Genomic DNA, 20089 nt, shown 5'->3' with positions numbered 1-20089 from the left:
ATGGCATCGGAGAGAAAAGCTGTTCTGACCGGCGGCTGCCAGTGCGGCGCCGTGCGTTTTTCGGTTTTTGCAAGCCCAGTGAAAATAGGCTTGTGCCACTGCCGCATGTGCCAGAAGGCCGTCGGCGGCCCTTTCATTTCGCTCGCCGAAGTAAAGCACGAGGATTTTGCCTGGACGCGCGGCAAACCGGCGACCTTTCGTTCGTCGTCGATCGCCGAGCGCGACTTCTGCGCGGCCTGCGGGACGCCGCTCAGCTACCGCGTGATCGATGGCAACATCATCGAGCTCACCACCGGCAGTTTCGACCGGCCGGACCTCGTGGTTCCGACCTACGCCTCGGGAACTGAGTCCCATTTGGCCTGGGTCGGCCGGATCGGCGATCTGCCCGGCAGAAGCACGCTTGAAGGTGTTGGCAGCGAGAAGCTCAGCCGTATCGTCAGCCACCAGCATCCGGACCGGGATTGAAAGGGTGCGCGCGCCCAACCGTCACATGTGCTATATTGGTAACTCATGACCCGCATACCGAACTTCGCGAATATCGCCTTTGAATCCACCGCGCCCGCCCAGCCCACCGGCGGTGCCGAACCGTGGCTGACGCCTGAGGGCATCCTCGTAAAACCCGCCTACAGCGAGGCTGATCTCGAAGGCATCGACTTCCTCGAGACCTGGCCCGGCATCGCGCCCTATCTGCGTGGCCCCTACCCGACCATGTATGTCAACCAGCCCTGGACGATCAGGCAATATGCCGGGTTCTCAACGGCGGAAGATTCCAACGCGTTCTACCGCCGCAATCTCGCGGCCGGCCAAAAGGGCCTTTCGGTCGCGTTCGATCTGGCGACGCACCGCGGTTATGACTCCGATCATCCGCGTGTCTCCGGTGACGTCGGCATGGCCGGCGTGGCGATCGATTCCATCTATGACATGCGCACGCTGTTTGCCGGCATCCCGCTCGACCGGATGAGCGTGTCGATGACGATGAACGGCGCGGTGTTGCCGATCCTGGCGCTGTTCGTTGCCGCCGCCGAGGAACAGGGCGTACCGCCGGAGAAACTGTCGGGCACCATTCAGAATGACATTCTGAAAGAGTTCATGGTGCGCAACACCTACATCTATCCGCCTACCCCCTCGATGCGGATCATCTCCGACATCTTTGCCTACACCTCGCAGAAGATGCCGAAGTACAACTCCATCTCCATTTCCGGCTATCACATGCAGGAAGCCGGCGCGACGCAGGACCTCGAGCTCGCCTATACGCTGGCCGACGGCGTCGAATATCTTCGCGCCGGATTGGCCGCGGGCCTCGACGTCGACCGTTTTGCGCCAAGGCTGTCGTTCTTCTGGGCCATCGGCATGAATTTTTTCATGGAGGTGGCAAAAATGCGCGCGGCGCGGCTGCTGTGGGCCAAGCTGCTGACGCAGTTCAATCCGAAGGACCCGCGTTCGCTGTCGCTGCGCACCCACTGCCAGACCTCGGGCTGGTCGCTAACCGCGCAGGACGTCTTCAACAATGTGATGCGCACCACCATCGAGGCGATGGCGGCGACGCAAGGCCACACGCAATCGCTTCACACCAACGCGCTTGACGAGGCGCTCGCGCTGCCGACCGATTTCTCGGCGCGCATTGCCCGCAACACGCAATTGTTCCTGCAGCAGGAAAGCGGCACCAACCGCATCATCGATCCCTGGGGCGGCTCCTACTATGTCGAACGGCTGACCCGCGACCTCGCGGCCAAGGCCTGGGGCCATATCCAGGAAGTCGAGGCGCTCGGCGGCATGGCGAAGGCGATCGAGGCCGGCGTGCCGAAGCTAAGAATCGAGGAAGCCTCCGCCAAGACGCAGGCGCGGATCGATGCCGGACGGCAGGCCGTGATCGGTGTCAACAAGTTCAAGCCGGTCAACGAGGCCGCTATCGACGTGCTGAAGGTGGAAAATTCCACCGTGCGGCGGCTGCAGATCGACAAGCTGTCGCGGTTGCGCTCCGAGCGTAATCAGAAGGACGTCGACCAGGCGCTGGCGGCGCTGACGCGCAGCGCCGGCGAAGGCAACGGCAACCTTTTGGCGCTCGCGATCGATGCGGCGCGCGCCAAGGCCACGGTCGGCGAAATCTCGGACGCGATGGAGAAGGTGTTCGGACGGCATCGCGCGGAAATCAAATCCATCACCGGCGTCTACAAGCGGGAGGCGTCCACCATGTCCAACCGGGTCGAAAAAGTGCAGGCGCTGATCGATGCGTTCGAGGATGCCGAGGGCCGCCGCCCCCGTATCCTCGTCGCCAAGATCGGCCAGGACGGCCACGACCGCGGCCAGAAGGTGATCGCGTCAGCCTTTGCCGATGTCGGCTTCGACGTCGATATCGGACCGCTGTTCGCCACCGCCGACGAGGCCGCGCGGCAGGCGGTCGAGAACGACGTGCATATCCTCGGCGTCTCGTCGCTGGCGGCCGCCCACCTCACCGCGGTGCCGGAACTGAAGGCCGCGCTGAAGAAGCAGGGCCGCGAGGATATCATGATCATCATCGGCGGGGTGGTGCCGCCGCAGGACTACGAGGCGCTGTACAAGGCCGGCGCGGAAGCAATCTTCCCGCCGGGCACCGTGATTGCCGACGCCGCCGAAGAGTTGATCCACAAGCTCAATGCAAGGCTGGGGCATAGCGAGGCGGCGGAGTAGCCTTACCCAGCGCGGCGCTCCAACGCCCGCTGCAGCGAATGCGTCCAGTCCGGTATCCAGGACTGGAACAGCGTCCGCCAGCGATCGGCATCGTCAGGCGCGGTGTCGAGCGCGACATCCCATTCAATGAAGGTCCGGTCGCCCTCGACGATTCGCATCAGGTGCATGGTGCCCTCGTAGCGCGTCGGGCCTGGTGCTTCCGGCAGAAGATCTGGTGGAAACGGAAATGGTTCGATGCCGGCATAGGTCAGCGTGTGCTGCGCGTCGGAATGACGAGCCAGGCGCTGCCGGATCCAGGTGCCGAGATAACAGAAGCGCCTGATGGCACCGACCTCGTCGCCGCCCTTGTCGTCCTCGATGACGCTTTCGCTCACGCCATCGATATAGGCCGGATAATTGTTGAAATCGCGGATCAGCGACCACACGGTAGCCAGCGGATAATCCAGCACGGTGCTGTAATAGGCTGTCGTCATGTTACCTCCGCAGTCGATCGTGGCTCTTGAGTGACGCCGCGCATGGATACCTATCCGTGCTCCCCTGATCGCCGCCACCCGATTTCCGGATGTGTCGTGATGTCCCACCGGCGATCATCCCGCATCATCGCGTAACGCCTTGCGAGCGCAGCGCAAAGCCGCCTAGAATGTCGCATCACAAGAGCGCCCGCTGTCAGGGACGCCGCAGGGAGGATTACCATGACCAAAATTACGCGCCGCGCATTTGCGGCTTCAACCGCCGCAGCAGCGGCCGTCGCGGGTTTTGGATTCAAGCCGGCGTTGGCGCAGGCTTATCCGGCACGGCCGGTGACCGTGATTGTGCCATGGGGCGCCGGCGGCGGCACCGATGCGACCGCGCGCATCGTGGCGGCGCTTTTGGAGAAGGACCTCGGCCAGCCGTTCAACGTGGTCAATCGCACCGGCGGCTCCGGCGTGGTCGGCCATTCCGCAATCGCAACCGCGCCGCCCGACGGCTACACCATCGGCATGCTGACGGTGGAAATCTCGATGATGCACTGGCAGGGACTCACCGAACTGGCGCCAAAGAGCTACACGCCGCTGGCCCTGATGAACGAGGACCCGCCCGGCATCCAGGTCCCTTCAGCGTCGCCTTACAAGACCGTGAAGGAGCTCGCCGACGCCATCAAGGCAGCGCCTGTCGGCAAGTTCAAAGCCTCTGGCACCGGCCAGGGCGGCATTTGGCATCTGGCGCTGGTCGGCTGGATGCAGGCGCTCGGACTTCCTGCAAATCAGGTGGCCTGGGTACCGTCGAACGGTGCCGCGCCCGCGATGCAGGATCTCGCGGCGGGCGGTCTCGACCTCACCACCTGCTCGGTACCGGAAGCGCGCGCGATCATCGAAGCCGGCAAGGCGCGCAGCCTCGCCATCATGGCGCCCAAGCGCAACCCGTCTTTCCCTGACGTGCCGACGCTGAAGGAGTCGATGGGGATCGACTATGCGACGGGGGCGTGGCGCGGCATTGCGGGTCCGAAGGGCCTGCCCGCGGACGTCGCGACCAAGCTCACGGCTTCGCTGAAGAAGGTCTACGACTCCAAGGACTTCAAGGACTTCATGAGCAATCGCGGTTTCGGAACGGTGTGGGGCGACGCGACGGAATTCGCGGCATTCATGGACAAGGGCGACGCCCAAATGGGCGAGGCGATGAAGGCTGCCGGCCTCTCCAAGGCCTGATCGGTCCCACCGGTTCACTTGCTCGGAAATACGTGGGGCTCGTTTATGCGTCTTCCCGATCAAGTCACGGGATTGTTTCTCGTTGGCCTCGGAGCGGCGGCTGCCTATGGCGGCTGGCTGCTGCCGCCCGTACCCGGTCAGCCGGTGGGCCCCAATATCTTTCCGCTGGTGATCGGTTCGGGTCTCGCGCTTTGCGGGCTCGCGATCGCTCTCGGCATCGGCCGCACCTTCGAAGAGAAAGAAGAGATTGTTCCGATCGAGGCTGGTCAAGCGCGGCCGCCCACGGGCAAGCTTTACGGCCTGCGCGCACTGTTACCGCCGGCACTGCTGTTGTTCTACGTGGCGGCTGCAGACCGATTGGGTTTCATCATCACGGCCGCGCTGATCGTGTACGTGACGTCGAGCGCGCTCGGCGCGCGCTGGAAGCTTTCGCTGTCGCTCGCGGTGATGGCGCCGATCGTCATCCATCTGATTTTCAGCAAGCTACTGCGCGTGCCGCTCCCGGCCGGGCTGTTGCCGATGCCGTGGTGACCCATGCTTAACACCCTGATCGAAGCGTTCGCGCTCATTTCCACCTGGGAAGTCATCATCGCGATGCTGGCGGCATCGGTCTATGGCCTCGTCATCGGGTCGCTACCCGGCCTGTCCGCGACGATGGCGACCGCCCTGCTGGTCCCGGTTACGTTCTACTTATCACCGATCGCCGCGATTGCGACCATCGTGGCGGCGTCCACGATGGCGATCTTCTCCGGCGACATCCCTGGCGCGTTGCTTCGCATTCCGGGTACCCCCGCCTCGGCAGCTTACGCGGACGAAGCCTATGCCATGACCCGCAAGGGAGAAGCCGAACTGGCGCTTGGCGCCGGCGTATGGTTCTCTGCCGTTGGCGGTATCGCGGGCACGCTCTCGCTGATGATTCTCGCGCCGCCGCTTGCCGAGATCGCGCTGTCGTTCTCGACCTTCGAATACTTCTGGCTCGCGTTCCTGGGCCTGATGTGCGCGACGCTGGTCGCGCGCTCTTCGCCCGTGAAGGCCATCGCGGGCATGTTCATCGGTCTGCTTGTCGCCTGCGTCGGGATCGAAAATCCCGGCGGCGTGCCTCGCTTCACGTTTGGAATGACCGATCTGTTCGGCGGCATCGAGCCGATCCCGGCACTGGTTGGGGTATTCGCCGTGGCGCAAGTCATGCGTGCAATGCTTACGCCGGAACCGCCACCAATCCCAAAGCGCAAGTTCGGAAGCATCATGGCGGGCCAGTGGAGGCTCACCAAGAAGTATCGCTGGCAGATGACACGCGGGAACATCATCGGCATCATCATCGGGGTGCTGCCGGGCGCCGGTGCCGACATGGCCGCGTGGGTCAGCTACGCGATGTCCAAGCGCTTCTCGAAGGAACCCGAGAAGTTCGGAACCGGCCACGTTGAGGGCCTGGTCGAAGCCGGCGCCAGCAACAACGCCAGCATCGCGTCGGGTTGGGTGCCGTCGCTGCTGTTCGGCATTCCCGGCGACACCATCGCGGCTATCGCTATCGGCGTGCTCTACATGAAGGGATTGAACCCCGGCCCGACGCTGTTCACCGAGAAGGCGTCGAGCATGTATGCGATTTATCTCATGTTCATCATCGCCAACATCATCATGATTCCGCTGGGCATCGTCATGATCCGCCTGGCGAGTTATGTGTTGCGCGCGCCCCGTTCCTCGGTCATGCCCTTCATCATGCTGTGCTGCGCGGTCGGTTCGTTCGCCATCGGCAACAACATGTTCGGCGTCGTGACCGTCGCGGCTTTCGGAATCATTGGTTACGTCATGGAAGCCAACGGTTACCCGGTCGCCGCCATGGTGCTCGGTATCGTGATGGGCACCATGATCGAGCAGAGTTTCGTGACTTCGCTGATCAAGTCCGACGGCAGCGTGTTGCCGTTCTTCGAGCGACCGATTTCCGCGATCCTCGCCGCCCTGGCGATCGGCGCGTTGATTTGGCCGGTGCTGGTCTGGGGGTGGCGACGGCTCAAGGCGGCTTCGCCCGCCGCCGCGCCCCGCTAACACTCCACACGATCCCCTCGCCTGCACCGCGCAGCCGTTGTAAACCAAGGCATGAACCGGCCGATTGCTCCCCCCGATATCGACAAGCTCGCCAAGGATCTGCGTTTGGGTCACCGCGCCGCATTGGCGCGCGCGATCACCCTGATCGAGAGCCGCCGCGGCGACCATCAGGCCGCGGCGCGCGACCTGGTGCAGGCGCTGCTGCCCGACACCGGCAAGGCCGTGCGTGTCGGCATCACCGGCTCGCCCGGGGTCGGCAAGTCAACCACCATCGATGCGCTCGGCATGTTCCTGATCGAGGGCGGCCACAAGGTCGCGGTGCTGGCGGTGGACCCGTCCTCGGCGCGGACCGGCGGCTCCATCCTCGGCGACAAGACGCGGATGGCGCGATTGTCAGCCTCCGACAACGCCTTTATCCGGCCCTCGCCTGCATCAGGCACGCTCGGCGGGGTCGCCGCGAAAACCCGCGAGGCGATGTTGTTGTGCGAGGCGGCCGGCTTCGACGTAGTGCTGGTGGAGACGGTCGGCATCGGCCAGTCCGAGACCGCGGTCTGCGACATGACCGATTTCTTCCTGGCCCTGATGCTGCCCGGCGCCGGCGACGAATTGCAGGGCATCAAGAAGGGCCTGGTCGAACTCGCCGACATGATCGCGGTCAACAAGGCCGATGGCGACAATATCAAGCGCGCCAATCTCGCGGCGGCCGAATATCGCGGCGCGCTGCATATTCTAACGCCCCGTTCGGAGCACTGGCATCCGCCGGTACTGACCTATTCGGCGCTGACCGGCACCGGCATGGACACGCTGTGGCAGAAGATCCTCGATCACCGCACCGCCATGAATGCCTCGGGCGAATTCGCAGGCCGGCGGCGCGAGCAGCAGGTGAAATGGATGTGGTCGATGCTGGAGCAGCGGATGATGGCGCGGCTGCGCGCCGACCCCGCGATTCGCGCCCGGGTCAAGAAGACCGAGGCTGAGGTCGCCGACGGGCGCATCACGCCGGCGGTTGCGGCCGAACAGATCGCGGAGATGCTGCGGTGAACGACAGGGTTCGCATTCTCGTCACCGGTTTCGGGCCGTTTCCGGGCGCGCCGTATAATCCGACGCAGGCGCTGGTCGAGCGGCTGTTGCGGCTGCGCCGTCCGGCCTTTGCCGACGTGGATATCTCGAGCCACATCTTTCCCGTGACCTACAAGGCCGTCGATCTCGAATTGCCGCAGGCGCTGGCAAAACACCGGCCGCAGGCAATACTGATGTTCGGGCTGGCGGGCCGCACCGCGCATGTCAGGATCGAGACCCGTGCGCGCAACGCCGTGACCTTGCTGTGGCCCGATGCGGCGCAGACCCGCGTTCGCAAGGGATCGATCGGGCTCGGCCCGGACGCGCTGCGGTTCGGCCCGCATACGCTGCGGCTGCTGCACGCCGCGCGGGCGACAGGCATCGACGCGCGGCCATCGCGCGATGCGGGAAGCTATCTCTGCAATTATCTGAGCTGGCGCGCGATCGAAGCGGCTAGCACCAACGATCATCTCCGTCTGGCGTCGTTCGTGCACATCCCGCCGCTCGCTCGCGGCGGCGCGGTGCGGCGCAAGGGCAACGCACGCATCACGCTCGATGAACTGGTCGATGCCGGCGAGGCGATGCTGCTCGAGATGGTGAAACTGGCGAGGCAGCCGGCACTGACTTCGTAGGGTGGGCAAAGGCGCCCTTGCGCCGTGCCCACCAATCTTGTTCGTTGAGCGATGTGGTGGGCACACTGGCGCTTTGCCCACCTACGACTGATCTACCCAGGATTAACCCTACCCTCAACAATCGCCCTGTTCCGCCCTCGCGTTCACCATGCGCCGGTCCGTTTTCGCGCTAGCTTTGGCCCTGCGAATGCCATGGCCTGCATTGCGCGAGGATCAATCATGGACGCAAAACGCCGCCAGTTCATGGGCGTTTCCGCCGCCGGCATTGCCGGCGCGCTGGCGATGTCGCCGGACGCTGCGCGCGCGGCGCCGCCGGCCTCGACGTTCGGGCGCGACGCCACGCAATATGGCGTGCGTCCCGGCAGTCCCGACGATCAAACCAAGGCGCTGCAGCGCGCGATCGATGAAGCCGCGCGGGCGCAGGTGCCGCTATCGCTGCCGCCGGGCGTCTACCGCACCGGCCTGCTCCGCCTGCAAAACGGCTCGCAACTGGTCGGCGTGCGCGGCGCGACCAAATTCGTCTTCAGTGGCGGCGCATCGATGCTGCAGAGCGAGGGGGCCGGCGGCGTCGGGCTATCAGGCATCACGTTCGACGGCGGCGCCATTCCGCTGCCGACGCGGCGCGGCCTTATCCATTGCAGCGGTGGGCGCGACGTCCGCATCACCGACTGCGAAATCACCGCCAGCGGGGGCAACGGCATTTGGCTCGAACAGGTCTCCGGCGACATCAGCGGCAACATCTTCACCAAGATCGCGACCACGGCGGTGGTGTCGTTCGATGCAAAGGGCCTGATCGTCTCGCGCAACACCATCATCGACACCAACGACAACGGCATCGAGATCCTGCGCACCGCGATCGGAGATGACGGCACGCTGGTCGCGGACAACCGTATCGAGGACATCAAGGCCGGCCCGGGCGGCTCCGGCCAGTACGGCAACGCCATCAACGCCTTCCGCGCCGGCAACGTGATCGTGCGCGGCAACCGCATCCGCAATTGCGATTATTCGGCGGTGCGCGGCAATTCGGCGTCCAACATCCAGATTTCAGGCAACAGCGTCAGCGACGTCCGCGAAGTCGCGCTGTATTCGGAATTCTCGTTCGAAGGTGCCGTGATCGCCAACAACACCGTCGACGGCGCCGCCGTCGGCGTCTCCGTCTGCAATTTCAACGAGGGCGGCCGCATCGCGGTCGTGCAGGGCAACATCATCCGCAATCTGCTGCCCAAGCGGCCGGTCGGCACCATTCCGGACGATGACGCGGGCGTCGGCATTTATGTCGAGGCGGACAGTTCCGTGACCGGCAATGTGATCGAGAACGCGCCCTCCTTCGGGATCGTGGCCGGCTGGGGCAAATATCTCCGCGACATCGCCATCACAGGCAACGTGATCCGCAAGGCCTTTGTCGGGGTCGGCGTCTCGGTGGTGCCGGGCGCCGGCACGGCGCTGGTCAACAACAACATGATTTCGGAAACCCCGCGCGGCGCCGTGGTCGGCCTCGACCACGCCCGCGCCATCACGACCGACCTGTCCGCCGAAGGCGCACAGCGTTACGCCCAGGTGGTGATCGGGACCAATGCGGTGCGGCGATAGCGCATGATTCGGAAAAGTGGCGTCCGGTTTTCCCTCGCGACAAACGCGGAACGCGTTTGCGCGGAGATCACGCCAGGATAGGCTGCCCTACAACGCGTTGCGCAGCAGCGGATAACGTTCCTGCATCACGTTGAGATCGGGCGACGGCAAGGTGGCATCGTCCAGCGCCGGCGCGTCGGGCACCGAGGGCGCTTCGGCGGAATCGGCAAGTACGCTTTCCAGCGCGATCAGGACGTCGCCCGGGACATCGCGGGGTGGCAATTCGGCTGCGTCTCGCAGCGGCCGCGGCGCTGGCGGGAGCCGATCGCGCAGCAACCCGTGTTCGGTCGATTGACGACGTCCGAGCCAGGACAGATCGACAGCGGTGTTATCGAGCGAGGCCTCGCGCGTTTCCAGCTTGCGCCAGAGTTCGACCGCTTCCTTGGCTTCCCGGATATTTTCGAGAAATGCGTCTTCGGTATGAAAGCGCCGCCAGCGCCCGGTCTCGAACAGTTCGGTGAGGTAATCCAGCCGCTGCTCCGCAAGATTGCACCAGCGCGCAACGATATCGCGGCCACGTGCCACGTCTGCATGATGTGTCATAAAACTGCCCGTAAGGAGAAGAACGGACGCAGACGCAACAGAGGCGAATCAACTGGACGTGGTGGGGATATTCTGTGGAAAACTTCCTGCTTGTCCAGTACGTGACATTACGGGACGCCTCCCAGTGCAAGAAACCCGCATGAATGCAGCGTTACTCGCGCTATCGACCGTCAAGCCGCTCAACGGCATGGCCGCGTTGCGTGGACCTCGCGGTGATTTCACGGACGGCAACGCGGTTCGATCAGCCCACGCACGCCCGGTTGTGATCCAATCCCAGGCCAAGCCCAATCCAAGCCTAAGCCTGCTTGATCCGGCTTGTTGGCAGAACGGCACTCACCCTGCATCCGTGGGGGCGAGGCCCTCGCTCAGAAACGGGGTGCTGAAAAGAAAAGACCCGTCCGGGGGGACAACCGGACGGGTCAAGCCATATGGGCGCTTGGGGTGGATGGGCGCTCGCGCCGAATACAGCCGATGGGGAGGGATAACCGCTCCCACATTCATTAGTCGCAGCAGGTTCGCGGGACGTTCAAAACGCCGATCGATTTTTTTGACTTTTATTCGGGGCGAGCCGGCCGGAAATCACCGCGTAGCGGGGCGATTGACGGTGTTTGCGGCCGATTTCTCGGACGCCATCGACGGCGCCGAGTCGTTCATCGCTCTGCTCACGGAAGCGTTATCGGCGGGAGCCGGCGTCTTTTGAGATCCCGGAGCTCCCGAAACCGCAGCGAGCGGTACCGCGGGCGCGGCCGTCGAGGCGGTGACGGCTGCGAAAGCATCGACCTCGCCGGCCCCGAACATATCGTCACGGCCGGGCGCGCCAAGGTCGCGGGCGGTCTTCGTCAGGATCGCGCGTAAATCGTTCGGCTTCAATGCAGGATTGCGCTCCAGCATCAAGGCGGCAATGCCGCTGACAAAGGCGGCGGAAAACGAGGTACCCGACGTGATCTGGTATTTATCGTCCGGCGCCGGCAGGAAGATATCCGCGCCGGGCGCTGCGATGGCGATATGGACACCGCGGTTCGATGCCGCAAACAGCTTTGCCTGCGAGTCGGTTCCGCTCACCGCAATGACGTTCGGATTGGCGGCAGGATAGAGCGCCGGCGATTTGGCGCCGGCATTGCCGGCGGCGGCCACCATCAGGATCCCCCTGGAAGCGGTCGCGGCAACGCCACGCTCGATCAAGGGATCCTTCGGTCCTGCGAAACTCATGTTGATGATCTGCGCGCCGTGCTCGGCCGCATAGTCCAGCCCCTTGAGGATCACATAGGAGGTGCTTTCCGCGCCATTTGCGCCGCTGCCGAAGGCACGGATCGCCAATAGCCGCGCCTCCGGTGCGCTTCCCATCAGCTTGCCATGCGCCACGATCGCGCCGGCAATGCCGGTGCCGTGGACATGCGGGCCTTCCTTGCTGCCGAGCGCATCGAAGCTATCGGCAACAGAATTGACGAGTTCGGGATGTTTGACGTCAACGCCTGAATCGATCACCGCAATGGTGACGTTCATGCCGCGGACCAACTTGTGCGCCTGAGGCAACCGAAGCTGGCCGACCGCGTATTGCGCGGCGTCGCCCTCGCTCATCGAGCGCTTCTGATCCTGCAACATATAGCGGAAATTGAGCTGTACCGACTTCACGCCGCCGGCGCTGTCAGCGGCGAACTCACGGCGGACGACGTCCACCGGGCGCTGATCGATGATCCGGAACAGGCCGATGGTGCCGCCGATCAGCGGGAATTCCTGCGAGGAGAGCCGCTCGAGGCCGTGACGCCGGGCCAGTTCATCGGCCTGCGCGGGTGATAACGCGCTGTCGATCTCCGCCACCAGTTCGTTCGGGATCGCGCGCGTGTCGATCGCGGCCGCCTGCGGCGGCGCGTTGTTGCGCGGAGCGTTATTGCCCTTCTTGGCCGAACCGCCGTTGCCGCCGCCATCGACCGCGAGGATCGGGCGGTCGAAGCATTCGCCGTCAGGACCACGATTGGCGTATTGGCAGACCGGATAGAGGTTGGGCGAGAAACGCAGAGGAAGCGTCGGATCCACACCGACACGGGAGATCTCGGGACGCCCGTTCGGTATCCGCCCGACCAACGTCGTGTCTCCACCTCCGCCTCCGCCGTGCGTGGTCGGCGGAACGCGCGCGATGACCCCGGGACCGGGCCGGGTCGTGACGACCGGCCGGTTCGCAATGACAGGGCGGTTCGTGATGACCGGCCGGTTCGTGATGACGGGGCGGTTCGTGATGGCCGGATTGACCCGCGCCCCGACGGTGGGATTGACCCGCGACGTCACGGTCGGATTGATCGTCGGCACCCGGGAATTGAGATTCAGGCTCGGGGTGCGCATGATGGCTTGCGCGTCGGCCACCGAACCGCCGAACAGCACAAGCGGCAGCGCCAACGCCGACAATGCCCATGCCGCGCGCTGCGCCCTTATCCGCCAATTCACGCCAACATCGACCATGGAACCTCGGCTTGGTCAGGCGACCGGCGCCTTACGGCGTCGGCACCGCAAGATTGACGATCTTCTCACCTTGCAACTTGCTCATCAGGTTCGTGACTTCGTCCTTGCCCAGCGCGCGGCTGCCAAACTGCAGCCGGAACATGCCGCCCTTGGCGCCATCGACGATCGAGGCCTGATAATTTTCCAGCAGCGTATTGATGTCGGACATGCGCGCGTCAGGGTTAAACCGCACCAGCGCGCGCGGCGGCACCGCAGCACCGAGTTCGCGGGTAAGGGGCGCCGCCGTCTGATTCAGGCTCAACGAAGCGGTCTGGAACGAGGCGGTCTGATTCTTCACCAGCACCGCGCCAATCACCCCGGCCTGCAGCAGCAGCGCAACAGCGCCGAGGCTCGCCGACCAGGCCAGCGTCCGCGGCGAAAGTTTTGTGAAGAATTCCGCGATCCGCGCCGAGAGATTGATCGACACCGACGGCTTGCGCTCGGGCTCGCCGTCGATCGCCGCGAACAGCTTCTGCATGGCGCGCGCCGACGGCGCACCCAGGCTCTCGTTGAGATGAATGGTTTCGGCGTATTCTTCCTGGATGACGGCATATTGCTTGGCCAACGCGGGATCGCTGGCGAGCGCCTCATCGACGCGACGCGCGTCGCGCGCGTTCAGCGTGCCGGCCGCATGGAATGGCAGCAGCATCTCGATTTCGCCGGGTTCTTGATCCAGCATTTTCTTGCTCATCGCCATCATGGCCAACCTCGCTCAATGCCGGCTGCCTTCAGCAGTTCGGCCAATTTCTTGCGCGCATAAAACAGACGCGTCTTGACGGTGTTTTCGGGAATTCCGACGATTTCGGCCACCTCTTCCACGGACTTCTCGTGGTAGTAGACGAGATCGACGATCTCCCGGTGCTCAGGCGAAAGTGATGTCAGGCACTTGCGCAACGCATCACTGGTATCTTTCTTCTGCACCACCACTTCCGGATCATCGGACGTATCCTCGATCGCGTTCGCGGTCTCATCGTCCAGTCCAACATCCTTCCGGCGCCTAAGTGCCGACAGGGCCTTGAACCGCGTAATCGCCAGCAGCCAGGTGGTAACAGCGGATCGACCTTCGAACTTGCCAGCCTGGCGCCACACATCGAGAAACACCTCACTGATGAGGTCTTCCGCAACCTGTTCGTCCCTTACGAGCCGAAGCCCGAAACGGAACACCCTGACATGGTGCCTTCCGTAAAGCACCTGCATGGCGAGCCGGTCGCCTTGAGCGATCCGAGCGATCAGAATTTCGTCTGAGGCCGCCTGTGTCGCACTCAATTGCCGTCTCGCAAGGTTGGTCGGGGGGAGATGGCCGAGGGTTCGATTGCCGAGGCAAGATTCTTCACATTACGGCAATGACCGGACTGCATGTGTGATCTACCCCACAGAGGATCGCCGGACGGCCGAGATGCCGGCGAGAACGAACGAAGGCCCGGAATTGGTACCATAATACGGAATTGCTTTCCTAGAGGTTGCGCCACCCGTTGCGACCTTACCAAGGCTTGGTCCGCAAGGCAGCATCTGCGTACAAGTTGAGCTGCCACGCAACGGGTCGCAGCCGTCCGAATCCGCCAAATTTCCGTTGCGAAACAGGATAATGGAGGTGTTTTAACGGACCAGATTCGGTTCCAAAAGATACCAAACCTAAAGGCTTTCCCACTTAGATTTTTGCCGAGTTCCACCAACGGCGAGTCCATGGGCACCGCGGCCTCCTCATTCGTGAATCCGGCCGATCTGGATGGCGTCGGTCCCCAGCCGGCGGCGAAGGCGCTTGCCCGGCGCGCGAAGCAGCGCCGCCAGATCCTGATCATGATCGGGGCCAGCTACATCATCGACGCCGGGGTCCTGCTGCTTTATGCGCAGGCCGGCTCGATACCGCCCATGATCGCCCCGGCCTATGCGGCTTCCGGCCTGACTCTGGCGATTTTCAGCATCATCCTTTCGGAATTCGGGTTCAACGAGCGCTTCAAGGATCATTATCTGGTCGCCCCGCAGGCGACCATCTGCATGCTGATTGCGCTGGCGTTCACCTATATCGCGCCGGAAGTCGGCGGGATGTTCCTCTGCACCCTGTTCATCGTGTTCAGCTTCAGTTCGCTCCGCTCGATCCCTGCGCAGACCATGATGATCTGGACGGCGATGACGATCGGCCTGGCCGGGCTGTTCCTCTTGACCGACAAACCGATCTCGCTGCCGCATGGCAGCCACCTCGAGCGCTTTGCCACCCTTTTGGTGTTCGTCCTGACCATCGGACGCTGCATGTTCTTAGGCATCTTCTCCAGCTCGCTGAAGCAATCGCTCTATCAGAGCGGGCTGAAACTCAAGGAAGCCTACAAGCGGATCGAGGAGCTTGCCGAACTCGACGAGTTGACGGGATCGTATAACCGCCGCTGCATCATGCGGATGCTGGATGAAGAGATCGCCCGCGCTGGCCGCAATGACGCGCCCTGCTCGATTGCATTGATCGATCTCGACTGGTTCAAGCGCATCAACGACGCCTTTGGTCATCCGACCGGCGACGAGGTGCTGCGGACTTTCGCCATCACCATGTTCGCCAACATCCGCGGCATCGACCGCTTCGGCCGCTACGGCGGCGAGGAATTCCTGCTGGTGCTGCCCGGCATGAGCACCGACCACGCCGTGCGTGCGCTCGACCGGCTGCGCGGGATCATTGCAGAGCTCGACTGGAGCGCATTCTCGCCCGACATGAGCGTGACCATTTCCGGGGGCGTCGCGACGCTGAAGCCCGAGGAAACCCCGGACATATTCCTCGCCCGCGCCGACAGCGCGCTTTACGCAGCCAAGGCACAGGGACGCAACCGCATCGCCAGCGCCTGAACCGACCATTTCAGTTGTTCCGGCGACGGAGAATCCGTCGCCGGCTTTTGCTCCAGGATAGAGTCATATGAGTTCTAAGTCCGCTATCGCCCCCATGAGCCTGCTCGACGAACTGCAGACCACGCTGGCGCACGGGACGGTCGCCCGCCGGGTCGAGACCTTGCGCCGGGTGACCGACCTCTTCATCAACGGCGCGGTGGATTATTCGGATGAACAGGTCGGCCTGTTCGATGATGTCTTCCAATGCCTGATCGTCCACATCGAAACGTCAGCCAAGACATTGCTGGCCAACCGGCTCGCGCCGATCGACACCGCACCGCCGCTGACGATCCGGGCACTGGCATTCGACGACGTGATCGAGGTCGCCGGGCCCGTGCTGTCGCAATCGGCGCGGCTCGACGACACGACCCTGATCGAGAATGCGCGCAGCAAGAGCCAGGCCCATTTGATGGCGATCTCGACGCGAAAAGTGTTGAGCGGCGCGGTCACCGACGTGCTGGTCCAGCGCGGCAACGATGAGGTGATCCAGAGCACCGTCAACAATCCGGGCGCCGAATTCACCGAGCGCGGCTTCACGCGGCTGGTCAATCGCGCCGAGGGAGACGACGACCTCGCGACCTGCACCGGCCTGCGTCCGACGATTCCACGGCATCTGTATTTGAAGCTGCTGGCCAAGGCGTCCGACGCGGTCCGGCAGCGGCTGGAGGCGGCCAACCCGCAGATGGCGGCGCAGGTGCCGAACGCAGTCAAGGAGGCGACGCGGCGCGCGCGCTCCGCACCGTCGGCGATCACCAGGAACACCGCGATTGCCCACGCGCTGGTCAAGTCGCTGTACGAGGACGGCCGGCTCGACGAATTCCAGGTGGCGTCATTTGCCGAGGCCGGCAAATTCGACGAAGCCAACGCCTCCATCGCAGCGCTGGCCAATGTGCCGGTGGCAATCGCCGAGAACATGATGATCGAAAGCCGCGCCGAAGGCGTGATGATCCTGGCGAAAGTGGCGGGCCTGTCATGGTCTACCGTCCGGGCGATCATCAACATGCGCGACGAGTTGACGGGCGGGGAGCCGACCGACATATCGGCGTGCAAGGATACCTATGAACGGCTGCGGCCATCGACCGCCCAGCAGGTGCTGCGCTTCCACCGCATGCAGCAAAACGCGCCCGCGAAGTGAGCCACAAAGTTCGCGTCGTCCCGGCCTAGTGCGCAATTGCGCATCAGGCGCCGGGACGACAAAACAATCAGAACCTGAGCAGTTTCGATCCGGCGAGCGCGCCGATCGCCGTGACCAACGCGGTCGAGAGCGTGTACCAGGTCGCCACGAACAGCGGTGAATCATCGGTGCAATGCGACGCGTAGAGCGTCGCCGCCAATCCCGCCGACAGCAATCCGGCGATGGCTCCGGCCACAGCAGGCCGCGCCGGCGCGCCGTGCCGCAAGCCAATCAGCGCGCCTGCCAGGATCGGCAATGACAGCAGCGGTATCGCCGTCATGCACATCCGCGAATTGTTGCCCATCAGCCGCGTCATCATTGGCAGCCGCTGCGGCATCATCATCTCGCCGCCGATGCCTGCGGTCAAAAGCCCGGCCGGGATCAACAGCAGCCAGCCGAAGCCGCGCAGTGACGCTTCCGGCCGCGACAGATGCAGGCTGACGGCAATGGCCGCGATCGCCAGTGCCAGCGTCACGGCGAATTTCAGATCGAAGAACGGATTGCGCATCGCGGTCATTACGTCGGGCCGGATGCCAAGCTCGGTGAAGAACATCAAGAGCGAGACGGGAGCCGCCGCCATCAGCGCCAGCATCAGCGCAAAGCCGACCGGCCGCGCGCGGTGCGCGTTGTCGGCAGCCAGGGTTTTGATGAGCTGATCGGTATCCATTCTCATTGTTCCCGTAACTTCGCCGTCAGGCTGGTCAAGCCCCGATGCAGCGCGACCCGCACCGCGCCCTCGCTCATCGCCAGTTTGGCCGCGGTATCCTTGATCGAAGCACTCTCGACGGCGATCGACTGCAGGACGTCGCGCTGGCGCGCCGGCAGCGACTGCAACTGGGCGGCGACCTCGCCCGCCGACGCCGTCTCAACCGGGGCCTCGCCCGGGAGCACCTCGGCGAAATCGTCGATGTTGACGAAAACCCGCCGGCCCCGGCGCCGCAGCGCGTCGATCAGCTTGTTGCGGGCGATCGCAAACAGCCATGGGGCAAACGGGGCGCTGACGTCCCAGGTGTGCCGCTTCAAATGCACCGCCAGCAAAATGTCCTGCACGATGTCCTCGGACTGATCGACCGGTTGCCCTGCACGCGTGAGCCCGCGGCGCGCCGCGGCCCGGAGCACCGGCGTGACGGCCTTGAGCAGGCGATGATACGCCGTACTGTCGCCTGAAATGGCCGACCGCATCAGGCCGGTCCATTCGTCCTCACGTTCGCGCACGCGCGCTCCCACCTTGCAATTCGGTCGCTTTTTCAATTTGTTACGTCAGGGAGCCTCGATCACGAAGTCGTGATCGTCACCCTGATGTTTCGCTTCGCGCGGCCTCGTCCGGGAATCGGGGCCGCAGGTTCCTTGCCGGCTGGCTCATACCATCGATCGCTCCGGCTCGCACCCGCACGCCGCCGGCCTGATCAACTGCGTACCGAAGAAAACGACGAGCCTATTCGGCTGCTGCAACGCAGCTGCCCTGTTTTTGCCCGGTCTTGCCCGAAGATTCCCTTTTTTTGCCCCGCTGTGGACACGGGGCGGGGTCTCATTTCGGTTCGGGGGCGGGCAAATGGGGAGATTGCCACATGATTGTCAAAGCCAGCGGGCGCTCGGCATTGATATTAGCAACAGGGCTCTTCGTATGTTTCGCGGGGCCGGCGACGGCAGCCAGCACGGACCGCGCGGCCGCCACGTCGAAATCGGAAAGCGCGACGCCGGGAAAGTCCGTCGGCCAGAGCACCCGCCACTGGAAGCGCTACACGCGTCGATCGGGCAAAGTCGCGTCGAAACCTGCCGAGACCAGGAAAGCTGTTGAGAAGGAGGTCGCCGACGCCTCGACCGGCGGCGCGCTCACGATCCCGGCGTCAGTCGCCAACGCCAATGCGCAACTGGCATCCACCGATGCCGCCGCTGGCAGCGCCCAGGCGATGACGGCAAAGGCCAATATCCTGCTGGCGTCAGCCGACAAGCCGGGGGAAGCGCGGTCCACCACCGATGCCGTGGTCTCATCTGATCAGCTCAACGATGTCGATCGGGCCCTGCAGCAGAACCCGGCCACGCAGACCGTCGCGATGGCCGCGGCCAAGCCCGCCCCCGCGGCGCCGGTTCTGGCTTCCAGCCATGACAGTTCGACCTGGGATCAGACCTCGCTGATCGGAAAAATCTTCATCGCCTTTGGCGCGTTGCTGACCATGGCCTCGGCGGCGCGCATGTTCATGGCGTGAGGTATCGGGCACCGGACGCGACGAAATGCGTCCGGGCCGCCTCTTCAGGCCACTTGAAGCCCCTCCCGCCAGCGGGCACATTGCCCGCCAAATCAGGCACCGGGGTGAACCATGGCTACGTTCGAACACATCATTGTCGAAAGCAAAGGCGCGGTTGGCATCATCACGCTGAACCGCCCGAAAATGCTCAACGCGCTGTCGTTCGGCGTGTTTCGCGAGATCGCCGCCGCCGTCGATGACCTCGAAGCCGACGACGCGATCGGATGCATCCTGGTCACCGGCAGCGAAAAGGCCTTTGCGGCCGGCGCCGACATCAAGGAAATGCAGCCGAAGACCTTCATCGACATGTTCTCCAGCGATTTCGCCGCCATCGGCGGCGATCGCATCGCCACCTGCCGGAAACCGACGATCGCGGCCGTCAGCGGCTATGCGCTCGGCGGCGGCTGCGAACTTGCGATGATGTGCGACATCATCATTGCCTCCGACACCGCCAAATTCGGCCAGCCGGAAATCACGCTCGGCACCATCCCTGGCATCGGCGGGACCCAGCGGCTGACGCGCGCGATCGGCAAATCCAAGGCGATGGATCTCTGTCTCACGGGACGGATGATGGACGCCGCGGAAGCTGAGCGTTCGGGCCTGGTCAGCCGCGTCGTGCCGGCGGACAAATTGATGGACGAAGCGCTGGCGGCGGCGGAAAAGATCGCCTCGATGTCGCGCCCGGCCGCCGCGATGGCCAAGGAAGCCATCAACCGGGCGTTCGAGACGCCGCTGTCGGAAGGCATGAATGTCGAGCGCAATCTGTTCCACTCGACGTTTGCGCTGGAAGACCGCTCCGAGGGCATGGCGGCATTCATCGAGAAGCGCAAGCCGGTGAACAAGAACCGGTAAGGCACGCTCTCACGTCGTCCCGGCGAACGCCGGGACCCATAGCCACCGGCGGCAGTTGTTTTGCACGCTGGTCGTTATCTTCCCTTTCCAGCAAAGCTGGCCGCGGCCTATGGGTCCCGGCGTTCGCCCTAGTGCATGCACACATCTCTGAGGCTCCATCCTGCGGCGGCGGCGTGGAAGTATTCGAGGCCGTGCTTCATG

General features: G+C 64.0%; 19 protein-coding genes. 12 read left to right on the top strand and 7 right to left on the bottom strand.

What is annotated here, in order from left to right; translation table 11 throughout:
• Window positions 1–465, top strand: a complete 465-nt coding sequence (locus tag JQ567_RS24405) for a GFA family protein (protein WP_212441162.1) — start codon at window positions 1–3, stop codon at window positions 463–465.
• Between the two features lie 45 nt (window positions 466–510).
• The gene (gene scpA / locus JQ567_RS24400; protein WP_212441161.1) at window positions 511–2667 is read left to right on the top strand and encodes a methylmalonyl-CoA mutase; all 2157 of its coding nucleotides are present in this window, start codon (window positions 511–513) and stop codon (window positions 2665–2667) included.
• A 2-nt stretch (window positions 2668–2669) separates the two neighbouring features.
• Here the strand turns inward: scpA and JQ567_RS24395 are convergent, their stop codons facing one another.
• A complete protein-coding gene (locus JQ567_RS24395; RefSeq protein WP_212441160.1) occupies window positions 2670–3140 on the bottom strand; it encodes an SRPBCC family protein in 471 nt (156 codons plus the stop codon).
• A gap of 219 nt (window positions 3141–3359) precedes the next feature.
• On the opposite strand from JQ567_RS24395, the gene JQ567_RS24390 reads away from it, so the two are divergent.
• From JQ567_RS24390 to JQ567_RS24365, 6 genes are all read left to right on the top strand, one after another.
• A complete protein-coding gene (locus JQ567_RS24390; RefSeq protein WP_211995653.1) occupies window positions 3360–4352 on the top strand; it encodes a tripartite tricarboxylate transporter substrate binding protein in 993 nt (330 codons plus the stop codon).
• A gap of 72 nt (window positions 4353–4424) precedes the next feature.
• The gene (locus JQ567_RS24385; protein ID WP_249165677.1) at window positions 4425–4883 is read left to right on the top strand and encodes a tripartite tricarboxylate transporter TctB family protein; all 459 of its coding nucleotides are present in this window, start codon (window positions 4425–4427) and stop codon (window positions 4881–4883) included.
• Window positions 4884–4886: 3 nt separating this feature from the next.
• Complete coding sequence (locus JQ567_RS24380) at window positions 4887–6395, top strand: tripartite tricarboxylate transporter permease (RefSeq protein WP_212441158.1); 1509 nt, start codon at window positions 4887–4889, stop codon at window positions 6393–6395.
• 51 nt (window positions 6396–6446) lie between these two features.
• Window positions 6447–7436 carry a methylmalonyl Co-A mutase-associated GTPase MeaB gene (gene meaB, locus JQ567_RS24375; protein ID WP_212385636.1) on the top strand — a complete coding sequence of 330 codons (990 nt, stop codon included), beginning with the start codon at window positions 6447–6449 and terminating at the stop codon, window positions 7434–7436.
• Window positions 7433–8086: a pyroglutamyl-peptidase I gene (locus tag JQ567_RS24370; RefSeq protein ID WP_212441157.1), complete on the top strand. Its 654-nt coding sequence runs from the start codon at window positions 7433–7435 to the stop codon at window positions 8084–8086. The genes meaB and JQ567_RS24370 overlap by 4 nt, the downstream gene beginning before the upstream one ends.
• Before the next feature lie 219 nt (window positions 8087–8305).
• Window positions 8306–9676 carry a TIGR03808 family TAT-translocated repetitive protein gene (locus JQ567_RS24365; RefSeq protein ID WP_212441156.1) on the top strand — a complete coding sequence of 457 codons (1371 nt, stop codon included), beginning with the start codon at window positions 8306–8308 and terminating at the stop codon, window positions 9674–9676.
• An 87-nt stretch (window positions 9677–9763) separates the two neighbouring features.
• On the opposite strand, the gene JQ567_RS24360 is transcribed toward JQ567_RS24365, so the two are convergent.
• The 4 genes from JQ567_RS24360 to JQ567_RS24345 form a co-directional block, all read right to left on the bottom strand.
• The gene (locus JQ567_RS24360; RefSeq protein WP_212441155.1) at window positions 9764–10258 is read right to left on the bottom strand and encodes a TIGR03809 family protein; all 495 of its coding nucleotides are present in this window, start codon (window positions 10256–10258) and stop codon (window positions 9764–9766) included.
• Window positions 10259–10837: 579 nt separating this feature from the next.
• A complete protein-coding gene (locus JQ567_RS24355) occupies window positions 10838–12712 on the bottom strand; it encodes a S8 family serine peptidase (protein WP_249165676.1) in 1875 nt (624 codons plus the stop codon).
• Between the two features lie 31 nt (window positions 12713–12743).
• A complete protein-coding gene (locus JQ567_RS24350; RefSeq protein ID WP_212441154.1) occupies window positions 12744–13451 on the bottom strand; it encodes a hypothetical protein in 708 nt (235 codons plus the stop codon).
• Complete coding sequence (locus tag JQ567_RS24345) at window positions 13448–14017, bottom strand: sigma-70 family RNA polymerase sigma factor (protein WP_192737403.1); 570 nt, start codon at window positions 14015–14017, stop codon at window positions 13448–13450. The genes JQ567_RS24350 and JQ567_RS24345 overlap by 4 nt, the downstream gene beginning before the upstream one ends.
• 417 nt (window positions 14018–14434) lie before the next feature.
• Between JQ567_RS24345 and JQ567_RS24340 the strand changes: the two genes are divergently transcribed.
• On the top strand, window positions 14435–15577 hold the full coding sequence (locus tag JQ567_RS24340; protein ID WP_212441153.1) for a GGDEF domain-containing protein: 1143 nt from the start codon (window positions 14435–14437) through the stop codon (window positions 15575–15577).
• A 67-nt stretch (window positions 15578–15644) separates the two neighbouring features.
• Window positions 15645–16751 (top strand): DUF2336 domain-containing protein, encoded by a 1107-nt coding sequence (locus tag JQ567_RS24335; RefSeq protein ID WP_212441152.1) that lies wholly within the window; start codon window positions 15645–15647, stop codon window positions 16749–16751.
• A gap of 67 nt (window positions 16752–16818) precedes the next feature.
• Here the strand turns inward: JQ567_RS24335 and JQ567_RS24330 are convergent, their stop codons facing one another.
• Window positions 16819–17457 (bottom strand): NrsF family protein, encoded by a 639-nt coding sequence (locus tag JQ567_RS24330; RefSeq protein WP_212441151.1) that lies wholly within the window; start codon window positions 17455–17457, stop codon window positions 16819–16821.
• A gap of 2 nt (window positions 17458–17459) precedes the next feature.
• Complete coding sequence (locus tag JQ567_RS24325) at window positions 17460–18005, bottom strand: sigma-70 family RNA polymerase sigma factor (RefSeq protein ID WP_212441150.1); 546 nt, start codon at window positions 18003–18005, stop codon at window positions 17460–17462.
• Window positions 18006–18358: 353 nt separating this feature from the next.
• On the opposite strand from JQ567_RS24325, the gene JQ567_RS24320 reads away from it, so the two are divergent.
• Window positions 18359–18997, top strand: a complete 639-nt coding sequence (locus JQ567_RS24320; protein WP_249165675.1) for a hypothetical protein — start codon at window positions 18359–18361, stop codon at window positions 18995–18997.
• A 111-nt stretch (window positions 18998–19108) separates the two neighbouring features.
• A complete protein-coding gene (locus JQ567_RS24315) occupies window positions 19109–19888 on the top strand; it encodes an enoyl-CoA hydratase (protein ID WP_212441149.1) in 780 nt (259 codons plus the stop codon).
• Window positions 19889–20089 lie beyond the last annotated feature (201 nt).

The organism is Bradyrhizobium sp. AUGA SZCCT0431, from assembly GCF_018131065.1.
GTDB lineage: Bacteria > Pseudomonadota > Alphaproteobacteria > Rhizobiales > Xanthobacteraceae > Bradyrhizobium.
This window is presented reverse-complemented; position numbering and strand designations above follow the sequence as displayed.

What these genes read in the sequence shown, in the direction of transcription:
- JQ567_RS24405 (WP_212441162.1), top strand. Translation starts at nt 1, where the DNA reads ATGGCATCGGAGAGAAAAGCTGTTCTGACCGGCGGCTGCCAGTGCGGC.
- JQ567_RS24360 (WP_212441155.1), bottom strand. Translation starts at nt 10,258, where the DNA reads ATGACACATCATGCAGACGTGGCACGTGGCCGCGATATCGTTGCGCGC.
- JQ567_RS24335 (WP_212441152.1), top strand. Translation starts at nt 15,645, where the DNA reads ATGAGTTCTAAGTCCGCTATCGCCCCCATGAGCCTGCTCGACGAACTG.
- JQ567_RS24350 (WP_212441154.1), bottom strand. Translation starts at nt 13,451, where the DNA reads ATGATGGCGATGAGCAAGAAAATGCTGGATCAAGAACCCGGCGAAATC.
- JQ567_RS24390 (WP_211995653.1), top strand. Translation starts at nt 3,360, where the DNA reads ATGACCAAAATTACGCGCCGCGCATTTGCGGCTTCAACCGCCGCAGCA.
- JQ567_RS24380 (WP_212441158.1), top strand. Translation starts at nt 4,887, where the DNA reads ATGCTTAACACCCTGATCGAAGCGTTCGCGCTCATTTCCACCTGGGAA.
- JQ567_RS24340 (WP_212441153.1), top strand. Translation starts at nt 14,435, where the DNA reads ATGGGCACCGCGGCCTCCTCATTCGTGAATCCGGCCGATCTGGATGGC.
- scpA (WP_212441161.1), top strand. Translation starts at nt 511, where the DNA reads ATGACCCGCATACCGAACTTCGCGAATATCGCCTTTGAATCCACCGCG.
- JQ567_RS24330 (WP_212441151.1), bottom strand. Translation starts at nt 17,457, where the DNA reads ATGGATACCGATCAGCTCATCAAAACCCTGGCTGCCGACAACGCGCAC.
- JQ567_RS24320 (WP_249165675.1), top strand. Translation starts at nt 18,359, where the DNA reads ATGATTGTCAAAGCCAGCGGGCGCTCGGCATTGATATTAGCAACAGGG.
- JQ567_RS24365 (WP_212441156.1), top strand. Translation starts at nt 8,306, where the DNA reads ATGGACGCAAAACGCCGCCAGTTCATGGGCGTTTCCGCCGCCGGCATT.
- JQ567_RS24315 (WP_212441149.1), top strand. Translation starts at nt 19,109, where the DNA reads ATGGCTACGTTCGAACACATCATTGTCGAAAGCAAAGGCGCGGTTGGC.
- JQ567_RS24395 (WP_212441160.1), bottom strand. Translation starts at nt 3,140, where the DNA reads ATGACGACAGCCTATTACAGCACCGTGCTGGATTATCCGCTGGCTACC.
- meaB (WP_212385636.1), top strand. Translation starts at nt 6,447, where the DNA reads ATGAACCGGCCGATTGCTCCCCCCGATATCGACAAGCTCGCCAAGGAT.
- JQ567_RS24355 (WP_249165676.1), bottom strand. Translation starts at nt 12,712, where the DNA reads ATGGTCGATGTTGGCGTGAATTGGCGGATAAGGGCGCAGCGCGCGGCA.